The 13,961-nt window shown below is 71.0% G+C and carries 12 protein-coding genes and 1 pseudogene; 10 read left to right on the top strand and 3 right to left on the bottom strand.

All coding sequences use genetic code 11. From position 1 onward, the window contains the following. Positions 1–321: 321 nt before the first annotated feature. The 8 genes and pseudogenes from QSK30_RS25615 to QSK30_RS25580 all read left to right on the top strand — a co-directional run bounded on the left by QSK30_RS25615 (position 322) and on the right by QSK30_RS25580 (position 7,455). A complete protein-coding gene (locus QSK30_RS25615; RefSeq protein ID WP_285506496.1) occupies positions 322–963 on the top strand; it encodes a hypothetical protein in 642 nt (213 codons plus the stop codon). A 67-nt stretch (positions 964–1,030) separates the two neighbouring features. Beyond that, positions 1,031–1,759 (top strand): Abi-alpha family protein, encoded by a 729-nt coding sequence (locus QSK30_RS25610; protein WP_285506493.1) that lies wholly within the window; start codon positions 1,031–1,033, stop codon positions 1,757–1,759. Continuing rightward, a complete protein-coding gene (locus QSK30_RS25605; RefSeq protein ID WP_285506492.1) occupies positions 1,756–3,000 on the top strand; it encodes a DUF445 domain-containing protein in 1,245 nt (414 codons plus the stop codon). Before QSK30_RS25610 ends, QSK30_RS25605 begins: the two co-directional genes overlap by 4 nt. 22 nt (positions 3,001–3,022) lie before the next feature. Beyond that, positions 3,023–4,051, top strand: a complete 1,029-nt coding sequence (mgrA, locus tag QSK30_RS25600) for an L-glyceraldehyde 3-phosphate reductase (RefSeq protein ID WP_285506491.1) — start codon at positions 3,023–3,025, stop codon at positions 4,049–4,051. Positions 4,052–4,183: 132 nt separating this feature from the next. Further along, entirely contained in the window at positions 4,184–4,696 is a 513-nt protein-coding gene (gene ectA, locus QSK30_RS25595; protein WP_285506490.1) for a diaminobutyrate acetyltransferase, read from the top strand. Between the two features lie 26 nt (positions 4,697–4,722). Further along, positions 4,723–5,974, top strand: a pseudogene (gene ectB / locus QSK30_RS25590) (diaminobutyrate--2-oxoglutarate transaminase). A 110-nt stretch (positions 5,975–6,084) separates the two neighbouring features. Beyond that, positions 6,085–6,471, top strand: coding sequence for an ectoine synthase (locus QSK30_RS25585; protein WP_285506489.1), 387 nt, complete (start codon positions 6,085–6,087; stop codon positions 6,469–6,471). A 171-nt stretch (positions 6,472–6,642) separates the two neighbouring features. Continuing rightward, complete coding sequence (locus QSK30_RS25580) at positions 6,643–7,455, top strand: phytanoyl-CoA dioxygenase family protein (protein ID WP_352231618.1); 813 nt, start codon at positions 6,643–6,645, stop codon at positions 7,453–7,455. A gap of 185 nt (positions 7,456–7,640) precedes the next feature. On the opposite strand, the gene QSK30_RS25575 is transcribed toward QSK30_RS25580, so the two are convergent. Next, positions 7,641–8,030, bottom strand: a complete 390-nt coding sequence (locus QSK30_RS25575) for an Imm1 family immunity protein (RefSeq protein ID WP_285506488.1) — start codon at positions 8,028–8,030, stop codon at positions 7,641–7,643. Positions 8,031–8,071: 41 nt separating this feature from the next. Then, complete coding sequence (locus QSK30_RS25570; protein WP_285506487.1) at positions 8,072–8,521, bottom strand: DddA-like double-stranded DNA deaminase toxin; 450 nt, start codon at positions 8,519–8,521, stop codon at positions 8,072–8,074. Between the two features lie 745 nt (positions 8,522–9,266). On the opposite strand from QSK30_RS25570, the gene QSK30_RS25565 reads away from it, so the two are divergent. Continuing rightward, positions 9,267–12,062 (top strand): AfsR/SARP family transcriptional regulator, encoded by a 2,796-nt coding sequence (locus tag QSK30_RS25565; protein ID WP_285506486.1) that lies wholly within the window; start codon positions 9,267–9,269, stop codon positions 12,060–12,062. Positions 12,063–12,214: 152 nt separating this feature from the next. Here the strand turns inward: QSK30_RS25565 and QSK30_RS25560 are convergent, their stop codons facing one another. After that, complete coding sequence (locus QSK30_RS25560) at positions 12,215–13,033, bottom strand: SGNH/GDSL hydrolase family protein (RefSeq protein ID WP_285506485.1); 819 nt, start codon at positions 13,031–13,033, stop codon at positions 12,215–12,217. Between the two features lie 187 nt (positions 13,034–13,220). On the opposite strand from QSK30_RS25560, the gene QSK30_RS25555 reads away from it, so the two are divergent. Beyond that, positions 13,221–13,862 (top strand): DUF3159 domain-containing protein, encoded by a 642-nt coding sequence (locus tag QSK30_RS25555; protein WP_285506484.1) that lies wholly within the window; start codon positions 13,221–13,223, stop codon positions 13,860–13,862. Positions 13,863–13,961: the final 99 nt, after the last annotated feature.

Genomic DNA, 13,961 nt, shown 5'->3' with positions numbered 1-13,961 from the left:
GGGGCCCCTAGAGCACCGCGGTGGTGAAAAAAGGGCGGGTGAAGGGCATCCCCACCACACGGCAAGTTTAGCGGTACTCTCCCCCCACACGAAGCGAGTCCACTGAATCGAGCACATCCGTAACGGGCGTTGCGTTCCGTAGGGCTTGAGATTTAAGGATTGTGTCGGCTTGCGCTGGTTTGGGCTTGAGTTCAGAGATTGTGTCGGCTTGCGCAGGTGGGGCTTGGGTTCTAGGGCTCGGGCCGTGAGGTCCAGAGCCAAGGCACTCCAATGGGTGACAATCGAAGCAGAATCCGTTCTCCCGCACTAAGTTCCAACAGCATGTCCGCCTTCGACGACCTGCTCCGCCGAGCCCAAGCCGATCTAGCGGGCCACCTTCTCGTCACCCTGCGCGCGCACCTGCAGGCGCAGTCCAGGGACTGGCTCATCGACCAGTTGCTGGCTGAGGCCGCTGCCAAGCTCGGCACCGTGCCCACGCAGCGGCAGCCCGGCTATCACCCCAAGCCGTTGCCGCTGGATGAGCGGACCCTGGCCGAGCACACCGCTCACCTCGGGGCCTGGGACACCAGTGCCTGCCTGGTCAGTCCTCCGCAACCCGGTGGTCCCATGATCACTGCTCGGCAGCGGACCGCTCAGGGTGAGGATCTGCTCTCGCTGGCCAAGGACATGCTCTACGCGATCCTGTTCGGTGGTCCCGAGCAGGGGGTCACCCTCAACCGGGCCCACCGCGAGGTCCTCACCCTCACCCTGCCCGCCCACAAGGCGTCCGTTTTCGCCTTCGTCCGGCACACCCCGGACGCCGGGATGGGGGACGTGCACCTGCGGATCGAGTTCGGTGAGGTGTCCAGTGAGATCGTCGGGGACGCCGTCGTGGCGGCGCTGCGGGTGATCAACCGGCTGGAGATCAACGAAGAGGTGCTCTACGCCCGGATGGCCGACCTGGAGCAGAGCACGCTCATCTGAGGCCGCGTGACCTGCGCATACGCCGCTCGTTGTGATACACCAGAGATCCCGGCGATGGAGGGCAGGCATGGACGACCAGCGGCGCGCCCTGCCCCCGGCGCAGGGTGACGACCTGGTCGACCGCGCGGGCCGGACGCTGGGCAGGCTCTATCGCGGGAGCTGGCAGTTCGTCCGCAGGCTGCCCGGTGGTGAGGTGGCCCACCGGGTCGAGCAAGCGTTTGCGACCGAGGTGGCCAAGCCTGAGACGCCGCTGACCGCCGACGACAGCCCGGTCCGTGAGCCGCTTCGCGCGGCGATGGCGGCGCTGCTGGACCGGTCGGTCACCGACAGCCGGGACGCCGCTCGTGACCACTACTTCGCCGCCGTCCTGCGCCAGCTGCTCCCGGATGAGGCCCGGATCGTCTCCGCGCTCTCCGACGGCAGTCCGTACCCGCTGATCCACCTCGCCGCCCGGACCGCGCTCGGTGGGGTCCAGCGGCTCGTGCTGGAGAACGCCTCCACGGTCGGTCGGGACGCCGGGGTCGCCCAGCCCGGTCTGGTGCCGCTCTACGTCACCCGGCTGCTGCACTTCGGGCTGGTCGAGGTCGGTGACGAGGAGCCGGGGCTGAGCGTGCGCTACGAGCTGCTGATGACCGACGACCGGGTCCGGGCCGCCGAGGCCGGGGTGCGCGGTCAGGGCAGGCTCGGGCCCCGGGTGGTCCGGCTCAGCCTGCGGATCTCCGAGCTGGGGGCCCAGTTCTGGGCCGCCTGCGACCCGAGCGCGCGCACGGCGCTGCCGCCGGGGGCGGCTGGATGACCGGGTTCGGTGAGATCGTCGCCGACTTCGGCGTCAACTGGCCGGTCTACCTGTCCATGCCGCTCATCGCCGCGCTGATCGGCTGGGTGACCAAGCTGGTGGCCATCCGGATGATGTTCCGGCCGCTGGAGTTCGTCGGGCGCAGGCCGTTCTTCGGCTGGCAGGGGATCGTGCCCCGGCGGGCCGCGCGGATGGCCGCGATCGCCTGCGACACGATGACCGACCGGCTGATCAGCGCGGGCGAGGTGCTCGGGCGGCTCGATCCCCAGCGGGTGGTCAAGGAGATCGAGCAACCGCTGCTCGAGGGTGCCGAGGAGATCGCCGCCGAGATCGCCCGGGAGTACCAGCCGGGGCTGTGGGAGACGCTGCCCGAGCCGGTCCGCCGGGCGGTCGTCAGCCGGGTGCGCGCCGCCGCGCCGGGGGTGGTGGCCTCGCTGCTGGAGCAGGTGCGCGACGACGTCGACGCGATGTTCGACCTCAAGGGCATGGTCGTGGCGAACCTGGTCCGGGACAAGGCGCTGCTCAACCGGATCTTCCAGGAGGCCGGGCGCAAGGAGTTCGAATTCATCGTCCGGTCCGGGATCGTCTTCGGCTTCCTCATCGGCCTGGTCCAGATGGTGGCCTGGGCGGCGCTGAAGAACCCCTGGGTGATGCCCGTCTTCGGCGGCCTGACCGGCTGGTTCACCGACTGGCTGGCGCTGAAGATGATCTTCAACCCGAAGCAGCCGACCCGCTACCTCGGGCTGTTCACCTGGCAGGGCCTGTTCCTGCGCAGGCGCCGCGAGGTCGCCGCCGACTACGGCGCGCTGATCGCCCGGGAGATCATCACCCCGCACAACGTGATCGAGGCGGTGCTGCACGGGCCGCTGTCCGACCGGCTGTTCGCGATGGTCGCGCAGCAGGTGCAGGACGAGGTCGACAAGTACGCCGGCGCCGCCCGGCCGCTCGTGGTGCTCGCCGTGGGCAGCGCCAAGTACCGCCGGGTCAAGCACGCGGTGGCCGAGAAGGTCGTCGAGCGGCTGCCCGAGGCGCTGTCCTACATCGAGGACTACGCCGAGGACGCGATGGACATCCGCAACACCCTGGTGCGCAAGATGCAGGAGCTCACCGAGGAGGAGTTCGAGGCGCTGATCCGGCCCGCCTTCGAGCAGGACGAGTGGATCCTGATCACCGTCGGCGCCGTGCTCGGCTTCGCGGTCGGCGAGCTGCAGGTGCTGCTGGTGGAGAATCTGGCCAGGTGAACCGACCACAAGGGATGGGTGCATGACCTACCTCGCCGCCGAGACCCGCTACGACGACACGGCCTACCGCAGGTGCGGGCGCAGTGGCCTGAAGCTGCCGCCGGTCTCCCTCGGGCTCTGGCACAACTTCGGCGACGACCGGCCGTACGAGACCGGTCGGGCCATCCTGCGCCGCGCGTTCGACCTGGGCGTGACGCACTTCGACCTGGCCAACAACTACGGCCCGCCCTACGGCACCGCCGAGCGCAACTTCGGCCGCGCGCTGGCCACCGACCTCAAGCCCTACCGCGACGAGCTGGTCATCTCCACCAAGGCGGGCTGGGACATGTGGCCGGGCCCGTACGGCGACCACGGCTCCCGCAAGTACCTGCTGTCCTCTTTGGACCAGTCACTCGGCCGCATGGGTCTGGACTACGTGGACATCTTCTACTCGCACCGCTTCGACCCGGACACGCCGCTGGAGGAGACCATCGGCGCGCTGATCACCGCGGTGCAGCAGGGGAAGGCGCTCTACGTCGGCGTCTCGTCCTACTCGCCCGTCGCCACCCGCCAGGCCGCCGAGATCCTGCGCGGCGCCGGTGTCCCGCTGCTGATCCACCAGCCGTCCTACTCGCTGTTCAACCGCTGGATCGAGGGCGGCCTGCTCGACGCCCTGGGCGAGCTGGGCGCCGGGTGCATCGCGTTCTCCCCGCTCGGGCAGGGACTCCTCACCGACCGCTACCTAGACGGTGTCCCGGACGGCTCCCGGGCCAGCCGCGACTCGTCGCTGTCGCGGGACACGCTGACCGAGGCCAACCTCGCGCGGGTGCGCGGTCTCAACGAGATCGCCCGCGAGCGCGGGCAGTCGTTGGCGCAGCTGGCGATCGCCTGGGTGCTGCGCGACGAGCGGGTCACCTCGGCGCTGATCGGCGCCAGCTCGGTCGCGCAGCTGGAGGCGAACCTGGCCGCCCTCGACGCGCCGCCGTTCACCGACGACGAGCTCGCCGCCATCGACCAGCACGCGGTGGACGTCGGGATCGACCTCTGGGAGTCCTCCCGCACCGCCGGATAACACGCCGCCGGTGCGGAGGACAACCGCGCTGTTGTCCTCCTCGCCGGTGATCCGGTGAAACCCCAGGTGATCCGCTTGTCGGGAATCCGCTCATCCCGAGCGGTCCGGAGCTGCCTGTTACGTTTCCCGAGTATGTCCGGGGAAACGCAAGACCTCACCATCACCGAACCGTCCACAGCGGACGGTTCCGAGCTGTGGCGGATCGCCCGCGACTCGCGGGCGCTCGACCTCAACTCCTCTTACGCATACCTGCTCTGGTGCCGCGACTTCGCGGCCACCTCGTTGGTGGCCAAGGAGAACGGCCGCGTGGTCGGCTTCGTGATCGGCTTCATCCGGCCGAGCGAACCGGACACCGCCGTGGTCTGGCAGATCGCCGTCGACGCCGCCCAGCGCGGCCGCGGCGTCGCGGCCCGCCTGCTCGACGAGCTGCTCACCCGGCTCGGCGCGCGCGGGATCGGCAACCTCGAGACCACCATCACCCCGGACAACACCGCTTCCGTCGCGCTGTTCAGCGCACTGGCCCGGCGCTGGGGCGCCGAACTGCGGCGGGACCGGCTGTTCGCCACGACGCACTTCCCGGACGAGCACGCCGCCGAGGACCTGTTCCGGATCGGCCCGTTCGCCGGTGTCGCCGTTCCAGCCTGACTTTCCCCTGGGGAGGGTATTTCCCGATGAGTGTCTTCGAGACCGTCGAGTCCGAGGTCCGCAGCTACTGCCGCGGCTGGCCGGTCACCTTCGACCGCGCCGTGGGCAGCCACGTCTACGACGAGACCGGTAAGTCCTATGTGGACTTCTTCGCCGGCGCGGGCGCGTTGAACTACGGGCACAACAACCCGGTGCTCAAGCGGGCCGTGCTCGACTACATCGAGCGCGACGGCATCACCCACGCGCTGGACATGGGCACGGTGGCCAAACGCGACTTCCTGCAAGCGTTCCAGGACATCGTGCTCGCGCCGCGCGCGCTGGACTACAAGGTGATGTTCCCCGGCCCGGCGGGCGCCAACGCCGTGGAGGCAGCGCTCAAACTCGCCCGCAAGGTGACCGGCCGCGAGTCGGTCGTCAACTTCACCAACGCCTTCCACGGCATGACCCTGGGCGCCCTGTCGGTCACCGGCAACTCGATGAAACGCGGCGGCGCGGGCATCCCGCTGGTGCACGCCACCCCGATGCCCTACGACAACTACCTCGACGGCCAGACCCCGGACTTCCTCTGGTTCGAGCGCCTGCTGGCCGACAGCGGCAGCGGCCTCAACGAGCCCGCCGCGGTGATCGTGGAGACGGTGCAGGGCGAGGGCGGCATCAACGCCGCCCGGGCGGAGTGGCTGCGCGCGCTCGCCGAGCTGTGCACCCGGCACGGGATCCTGCTGATCGTCGACGACGTGCAGATGGGCTGCGGCCGCACCGGCCCGTTCTTCAGCTTCGAGGTCGCGGGCATCACCCCGGACATCGTCTGCCTGTCCAAGTCCATCGGCGCGTTCGGCCTGCCGATGGCGCTCACCCTGCTGCGGCCCGAGCTCGACGTGTGGGAGCCGGGGGAGCACAACGGGACGTTCCGCGGCATCAGCCCGGCGTTCGTCGCCGCCACCGCGGCCCTGCGCGCCTACTGGACCGACGACGACCTGGAGAAGAACACCCTCGTCAAGGGCGAGCAGGTGGAGCGGGTCCTGGTGGGGCTCGCCGAGCGGCACCCGGCGGTGGACCTGCGGCCCAAGGGCCGGGGCCTGGCCCGCGGCCTGCGCTTCCCCGACGGCGACACCGCAGGCGCGGTCTGCCAGGCCGCCTTTGAGCGCGGACTGCTGATGGACCTCGGGCCCCGACGGCGAGGTCGCCAAGGTGATGCCCCCGCTGACCATCACCCCGGACGAGCTCGACCACGGCCTCGCCATCCTCACTGACGCCGTGGCCACCACCCTGCCCCGCTGAGCCGTTTGTTCACACGTCCCTTTGTTCACCCATCCTCTTGTTCACACGTAGAATTGTTCAACAATCCTACGTGTGAACTATGGAACAGTTCACCAACGGGAGGATCGACCATGATTGTCCGAACCCTGGCCGAGATCACCGACACCGACCGCGACGTGCGGGCCGAGAACTGGCGCAGCAAGCGCATCGTCCTCGCCAACGACGGTGTGGGGTTCTCGGTGCACGAGACCACGCTGTACCCGGGCGCGGTCAACGACTTCTGGTACGCCAATCACATCGAGGCCGTCTTCGTCGTCGAGGGCGAGGGCGAACTGCTCGACAAGGAAACCGGCCAGACCCACCAACTCGGCCCCGGCTCGCTCTACCTGCTCGACGGCCACGAGCACCACCAGCTCCGCCCGCGCACCGAGATGCGCACGGTCTGCGTGTTCAACCCGCCGGTCACCGGCCGCGAGACCCACGACGAGAACGGCGTCTACCCCCTGCTGACCGACTGACGCCCGCCCGGTACCCGCCCCCGCTCACCACCCGACTCAGCCGACTCGACCGACTCGACCGACTCGACCGACGAGGAGTCCCATGAGCAGCACCGATACCCGGATCGAGGACCGCTACCGCACCCGAACCGCCGAACCGCTCGACCCGGTCGGACGCCCCCACCCCACCGTCTGGGGCGCGACGCGGGGTCCGATCGACCCGGCCACCCTGGCCGCCCACGACGCCCGCGGCTACTCCGCCTACGACGCCCTGCTGAGCCCCGCCGAGGTGGCCGCATTCCGCGTCGAGCTCGACCGGCTCGCCCACGACGACGACGTCCGACGCGACGAGCGCACCGTCGTCGAGAAGGACTCGGCCAAGGTCCGCTCGATCTTCGAGGTGCACCGCACCAGCGCGCTGTTCGCCGAGCTGGTCCGCGACCCCCGGGTGCTCGACCGCGGGCCCGGCAGGTGCTCGGCTCCGAGGTCTACGTCCACCAGAGCCGGGTCAACTACCTGCCCGGCTTCCGAGGAAGGGGTTTCTACTGGCACTCCGACTTCGAGACCTGGCACGCCGAGGACGGGATGCCCACCCCGCGCGCGGTGAGCATGTCGATCGCGCTCACCGCCAACCACCCGTTCAACGGCGGCCTGATGGTCATACCCGGTTCGCACCGGACCTTCGTGCCCTGCGTCGGCGAGACGCCGGTGGACCACTACCGGGCATCGCTCAGGGAGCAGGAGATCGGCGTCCCCGGCCAGGCCCACCTGACCCGGCTCGCCGTCGAGCACGGCATCGACCAGTTCACCGGCACCGCGGGCTCGGCCCTGCTCTTCGACGCCAACCTCATGCACGGCTCCGGCAACAACATCACCCCTTTCCCGCGCTCGAACATCTTCGTCGTGTTCAACAGCGTCGAGAACACCCTGGTGGAGCCCTACGCGGCACCCGCGCCACGACCGGACTTCATCGCCGCCCGGTGGTTCGCGCGGCTAAGCAGGTGATCCGGGAGTGATCATGTGTGACCGTTCTGTTATCGTCTGGTGGCGCTCGGCGAGGTGTTGATCGGCTGCAGGTCGGGGGTTTCCCGGGGTTGGGACCCGATGTGCTGTGGATCAACTGCCGCTGAGTCGGGCCCCGCGCCCACCGAGTCGGGATCGGTCGGGACGCGGGGCCACCTCGACCTTCGTCACAAGGACTGGGACATCGGCGACGCCGCTTCCCTCCACTCCACGCGAGTCGGCTTCATCCGGGTGTCGAGGAATTCTGTCAGTGTGGAGTAGACGATTTCCACTGGCACTTCCGCGTACGGCGGGACGCCGCTCTCGTGGAACCCGGCGAGGTAGTACGACAGCCATTCGGTGTTCTTGCCGAGCGCGGGGACGTAGCGGCCGCTGTGGTCGTTCCAACGCAGTATTCCCACGGAGTTGTTGATGCCGAAGGTCAGGATCTCCTGCGTCTTGGATCGACCGTCGAACGCCTCTTCGGTGAGGTGCCACATCCACGGTATCTCGACACCGGCGCTGTTCAGGGCACGCACCTCGGCCACCAGGTCGCTGTCCGGCCGCAGGGTGTTCATCGCGATGTGTGCTCGATGAAGAATGGGTGGGTCTGGCTCGCTCACCGAACTGCCTTTCCTTCATAGGTGCGCCGGAAGGGATTTCCTCGAGCGTCTGTTCCGAGCACTGTCATGCTTCGGCCGATGGGTATGAAGTCAGGGAGGTAGTCGTCGCACCCGGCCGGATCGTACTTCTCCGATCCGCACGGAGCGTGATTCAAGATCACTTGTGCGTGGGTGCCGCGGCCCTCGACCAGGATGACGGCCGCCTTCATCTCCACGTGGTTGCTGACATCGTCAGCCTGCCACAGTTCCAGGTCGAAACTGCGCCGTGCCGCCCGTTGTGCCCACACATCCCCGCGTGCCGGGGTGATCGAGCCGATCGGCTTGCCGTCGATCTGGATGAATGCCTCAAGCCGAGCGTTTCCCCGGCCCCGCCGCACTCGGGGCGGTAGATCGTCCGCGTCCGGGAATGCCTCCGGCGGATAGCGGTCACCGTGTGGGTTGGCCACCCAACTGGGATCGGTGGCTGTGTCGACCGAGTCGGGCTCGCCGAGCCGGGTGCGTCATCGAGCGCATTCCCGCGGACCGGGGCGGCCTGTCCCTGTCGTCCGCCGTGGTGGTCGGCCGCAGCTCTGATCGTTCGCTCGACCTCGCTGATGGCGTTGTCCAGTTCCGCCAGCCGGTTGATCGCCCCTTCGACCGCTCGGGCCGCGGCGTGGTGGGACATCGTGCCGTGGAGCAGTGCCTCCACGGTGATGCGCGCCTGGTCGAGCCACTGCGACCACGGGGTGAGCAGGTCCCGCGCGGCTGCGACGCTGTCCGCGACCGCTCGGAGTTCGGTCGCCGTCTCGGCGATGGACACAAGGCGACCCTAGGGGCCGCGTCGCCGTGGACCGTGGATCCGCGCCGGGTGGTTCGCGCCGCTAAGCAGGTGATCCGGGAGTGATCATGTGTGACCGTTCTGTTATCGTCTGGTGGCGCTCGGCGAGGTGTTGATCGGCTGCAGGTCGGGGGTTTCCCGGGGTTGGGACCCGATGTGCTGTGGATCAACTGCCGCTGAGTCGGGCCCCGCGCCCACCGAGTCGGGATCGGTTGGGACGCGGGGCCCATTCGTGTCCGGGGTGCCCGTACGGGTTACGCCATCCGGTTGACGAGCGGACTATCCGTGTCCCTGTCCGTCGTTTCGCCCTAGGTTGGTCGGCGGGAGCGATGGCGCGGGTTCGGGGGAACCCGCCGATCGGGGGGTGGTACGCAGTGGCGCACGTCGCGCTCGCGCGGCCGGAGCAGGGCGGACCGCGGTTCTGCGTCCTGGGTCCGGTGTGCGCGCTGGTCGGGGAGAACGTGCTGGTGCCCGGCGGTCCCGGCCTGCGCGGGATGCTGGCGATGCTGTTGCTCGAGCCCAACCAGGTGGTGGCCGTCGAGCAGGTGATGGACGTGCTCTGGGACCACGAGCCGCCCGCCACCGCGCGGACCATCGTGCAGGGGTACGTCTCCCGGCTGCGCCGTTGGCTGTCCACAGTGGACCCCACGCGGGAGACCAGGATCCAGACCTCCGGCCCGGGCTACCGGTTGGTCGTCGACGAGGCCCGGATCGACGTGGCGCTGGCCCGCGAGCTGCTGGCCGAGTCGCGGGGCAGGCCCGCCGCCGAGCGGGCCGACCTGCTCAACCAGGCCCAGTCGCTCTGGCGCGGTCCGGAGCTGGCGGGCATCGGCGGCCGGGTCCGCGCCCCCGAGCTCGGCGAGCTCCGGCTGACCGTGCTGGAGGCGCGCATCGACGCCGACCTCGAGCTCGGTCGGCACGACGAGGTCATCGGCGAGCTGGCCGCGCTGGTCGACACGCACCCGTTCCGCGAGCACCTGGTCGGTCAGCTGGTGCTCGCCCTCTACCGCTCCGGCAGGCGCGCCGCCGCGCTGGAGATCTACCAGCGCTTCGCCCACCGCGCCGCCCGCGAGCTCGGGCTCGACCCGGGGCCGGGGCTGCGCGAGCTGCACAGCCGCATCCTGCGCGACGACACCGCGCTGCTCGAACCCCGTGCCACACCGGTGATCGCGCCGCGGGTCGGTGTGCTCACCCCGGCCCAGCTCCCCGCCGCGCCCTCGGGGTTCGCCGGGCGGGAGGCCGAGCTGGAGTGGCTCGACCGGGTGCGGGCGAACGCCGACGGCACCGCGCCCGCGATCGGTGTGCTGGTCGGCCCGGCCGGGGTCGGCAAGAGCGCGTTGGCGGTCGTGTGGGGCACCCGGGCCGCCACGCGGTTCCCCGACGGCAGGCTCTACGCCGCCCTGCGCGGTTTCGACCCCCGGCACGACCCGGTCGAGCCCGCTGAGGTGCTGGCCCGGTTCTTGCTGGCCCTCGGTGTCGCCGCCGAGCACATCCCCGCCGACCTCAGCGAGCGCGCCGCGTTCTACCGGTCCCTGCTGGCCGACCGGAAGCTGCTCGTCGTGCTCGACGACGCCCGCGACTCCGACCAGGTCCGCCCGCTGCTGCCCGGCGCCCCCGGCTCCACCGTGGTGGTCACCAGCAGGCGCCGCCTCGACGGCCTGGTGACCCACGGCGCGAGCCTGCGCGTCGTGGGCACGCTCCCGCCCGAGGAGGCCGAGGCGGTGATCGCGCACGCCGCCGGGCCGCCGCCGCCCAGCGAGCGCGCGCTGCGCACCCGGTTGGCCCGGCTCTGCGGCTACCTCCCGCTGGCCCTGCGGATCGCGGGCGCCCGACTGGTCGTCAGTCCACAGTGGTCACTGCGGGCGCTGGTGGCCGAGCTGGCCGACGAGCGGACCAGGCTGGGCGCGCTGCGCGTGCAGGACGTCGACACCGGTGTGCGCGCCGCGCTCGACCTCACCCACCGCAGCCTCGCCCCCGCGCAGGCCGAGACGCTGCGGATGCTCGGCGCCGTCCCCGGCCCGTCGGTCGGCCCGCACCTGGTCGCCGCGCTGGCGGGCAGCACCGTGGCCGAGGCGCGCGAGCGGTTGCGCGCGCTGGCGGCGCTGTTCCTGGTCACCGAGACCGCGCAGGACGTCTACGGCATGCACGACCTGGTCCGGCTCTACGCCCGCGAGCTCGGCGCCGACGACCGGCTGCCGGTGGTGCTGCGCTACTACCTGGTCGCCGCCGACCAGAGCCGCAGGCACCTGCGCGACGCGGGCGACGACCTCGACCACGCCACCGCCTCGGACGTGCCGCGCCCGGACGTCGCCGGCCGTGAGGACGCGCTCGCCTGGTTCGAGCGCGAGTGGCCGAACCTGGTGGCCGCGGCCGAGGCGGGCGCCAAGGCCGGGCTGCACGCCGAGGTCTGGCAGCTGGCCAGGATGGCCAGCGAGTTCCGCCGGGTGCGCTCCCGCCGCGACGACTGGGAGTACGTGCTGCAGCTGGGGTTGGACGCCGCGCGCGCGGCGGGCGACCAGCGCGGCGAGGTGCTCATGCGGTTGAGCCGGTGCGTGCTGCTGACCCGGTTCGACCAGGAGAACGAGACCGTCGCCGACGCCGAGCGGGCGGTGGCCATCGCCACCGAGCTGCGCGACCCCAAGCTGATGGCGATGGGCTTCAACACCGTCGCCAGCGCGCTCTACGGCCAGCGGCGCTACGAGGAGGCCCTCGCCGGGTACCGCAAGGCGCTCGAGCTCTCCGGCCGCGCGGGCTACCGGCTCGGCGAGGCGAACCTGCTCAACAACATCGCCCAGGTGCACCGCAACCTCGGCGCCCCGGCCGAGGCGGTGGCCCCGCAGGCGCAGGCGGTCGCGATCTACCGCGAGGTGGGCGATCTCGGCTTCGTCGGGCTGGCGCTGGCGAACCTGGCCGAGCTCGAGCACGAGCTCCGGCTGCCCGAGGCGGCCGAGTCGCACGCCCGCGAGGCGGTCGCCCTGGCCGAGGCCAACCGGCTGGACCTGACCGAGGCGTTCGGCCGCGAGGTGCTCGCCCGGGTGCTGCGCGACCGCGGTGACGTCGCCGCGGCCAAGGTGGAGCTGACCCTGGCGCTGGAGCTCTACCGGCTGGTGCAGTCACCCGCCGCAGACGCCGTCCAAGCCGGACTCGCGGCACTGTCCACCGACGTTTAGCGAACGCTTAGCCGACCCCGCCGGTCGGCCGGCAGGCTGCCCGCAGGGCCGGTCTTGGGGGTGGTCGGCCCGACGCACCGGCCGGCGCTCACCAGGGGGAGAGAGCCGGCCGGTCGCCTGCCCGGGTCCGGATCGGACGCGGGCGGGAACCATTACCTACCAGCACCTTGCCGGGTGTCCGCCCGGTCGGGCAGCGGTGCCGCCGCGGGCTCGCGGTAGGGCTGCAGCTGCGGGCGCTTGGGCTGTAGACCGTCGCCGAGGGACTCCCCGGTGAGCTGCCTGCGCACCCACGGGAGCAGGTGCGTGGTGGTCCAGGCCAGGTCGTCCTGGCGCATCTCCAGCCAGGCCCGGCGCCGCTCCCGGGGCAGCGGCTCGCGCCAGTCCTCGGTGACCGGGACGCCGAGCACCTCGGCGGTGCGCAGCGCGATCCGGGTGTGGCCCACGGTGGAGAAGTGCAGCCGGTCGTCGCACCAGGACCGGCGGTCCTGCAGCACGTCCATCGACCACAGGTCGACCACCCGCGCGCCGTGCCGCTCGGCGATGGCGTGCAGGTGTCCGTTGTAGATGGCCACCTTGCCGCGGACCCGGCGCAGCAGCGGCTGCACCTTCGGGTCGGGCCCGGTGAACAGCAGCACCTCGCAGCCCGCCTGGCGCAGCGCCACCACGCCGCGCTCGAACATGGCGGCCACGTCGTCGACGTCGGTCCCCGGGGTGATGATGTCGTTGCCGCCGCCGCACAGCGTGACCAGGTCGGGCCGCGTGGCGATGGCGATCGGTATCTGCTCGTCCAGGATCTCCTGGAGCATGCGGCCCCGCAGGGCCAGGTTCGCGTACTGGAAGCCGGGGCGCTGCGCGGCCATCAGGTCGGCCAGCCGGTCGGCCCAGCCGACGTACCCGCCGTCCGGGCTCTCATCGCTCATCCCCTCGGTGAAGCTGTCCCCGATCGCGATCCAGCTGTCCCACCCGTGCACAGCCGACCTCCCCTTCGATCCGTTGCCTAGTACAACCAAACGTTCAGAATGCCCCCGCATTCCCTCGTGCGGCCTACCGTTGGTTGTGGCAGCGTAGGACCACCTGGGTGGTGCAGACCAGCCGATTCGGTAAAACCGGCGTGAGTAAGGCCTACCTAACCAAGGTCTGGTCAGGCAGGCTGTGGGCGTGAGCGACTCCCTGTCCGACCTGCTCGGCGGCACCCGCGGCGCGCTGGACGCCACCGTCCCGCCGCTGGCCTTCGCCGCAGGCTGGCTGGTCTCCGGCCACGCCATCGGCTGGGGCGCGGCGACCGCCCTGCTGGCCGCCGCGGTGGTCGCGGCGATCCGGGTGAGCCGGGGCGAGAAGGTCGCGGCCGTGGTGGGAAGTCTCACAGCCGTGGCCGCCGGGGCGCTCGTGGCCCTCTACACCGGCCACGCGGAGGACTTCTTCCTCATCCAGCTGGTATCCAACGCGGCCAGCGCACTGGCCTGGGCGGTGAGCATCCTCATCCGCTGGCCGCTGCTCGGCGTGGTCGTGGGCGTCCTGCTCGGCCAGAAGACCCGCTGGCGGCGCGACCCGGACCTGGTGCGCGCCTACGGCCGGGCCAGCTGGGTGTGGGTGCTGGGGCAGTACACGGTCCGCACGGCGGTGTTCGGGCTGCTCTGGTGGTCGGGGAACCTGGTGGCCCTCACGGCGGCCCGGGTGGTGCTGTCTTGGCCGCTGGTAGCGGTGGTACTCGCGGCCAGCGCGGTGGTGCTGCGCAAGTCCCTGCCCGCCGACCACCCCGGCCTGCGGCAGCCGCGCGTCCCGGAACCCGCCAACTCCTAGCCCACCGGTTAACGCCCTGTCCGCCGTGCGCGGCCAATACCGCGCGCACAGCCGCAGGCGGGCCTTGTGCGGCCACAGGCAGCGGTGATCGGTAGGCCG

It is taken from the genome of Actinokineospora sp. NBRC 105648 (assembly GCF_030269645.1).
GTDB lineage: Bacteria > Actinomycetota > Actinomycetes > Mycobacteriales > Pseudonocardiaceae > Actinokineospora.
The sequence above is the reverse complement of the archived record's forward strand: the minus strand, read 5'-3'. Positions and strand labels throughout refer to the sequence as shown.

Bases quoted from the DNA above. Each gene is read 5' to 3' on its own strand.
- QSK30_RS25615 (WP_285506496.1), top strand. From the start codon at position 322: ATGTCCGCCTTCGACGACCTGCTCCGCCGAGCCCAAGCCGATCTAGCG.
- QSK30_RS25610 (WP_285506493.1), top strand. From the start codon at position 1,031: ATGGACGACCAGCGGCGCGCCCTGCCCCCGGCGCAGGGTGACGACCTG.
- QSK30_RS25605 (WP_285506492.1), top strand. From the start codon at position 1,756: ATGACCGGGTTCGGTGAGATCGTCGCCGACTTCGGCGTCAACTGGCCG.
- mgrA (WP_285506491.1), top strand. From the start codon at position 3,023: ATGACCTACCTCGCCGCCGAGACCCGCTACGACGACACGGCCTACCGC.
- ectA (WP_285506490.1), top strand. From the start codon at position 4,184: ATGTCCGGGGAAACGCAAGACCTCACCATCACCGAACCGTCCACAGCG.
- QSK30_RS25585 (WP_285506489.1), top strand. From the start codon at position 6,085: ATGATTGTCCGAACCCTGGCCGAGATCACCGACACCGACCGCGACGTG.
- QSK30_RS25575 (WP_285506488.1), bottom strand. From the start codon at position 8,030: ATGAACACCCTGCGGCCGGACAGCGACCTGGTGGCCGAGGTGCGTGCC.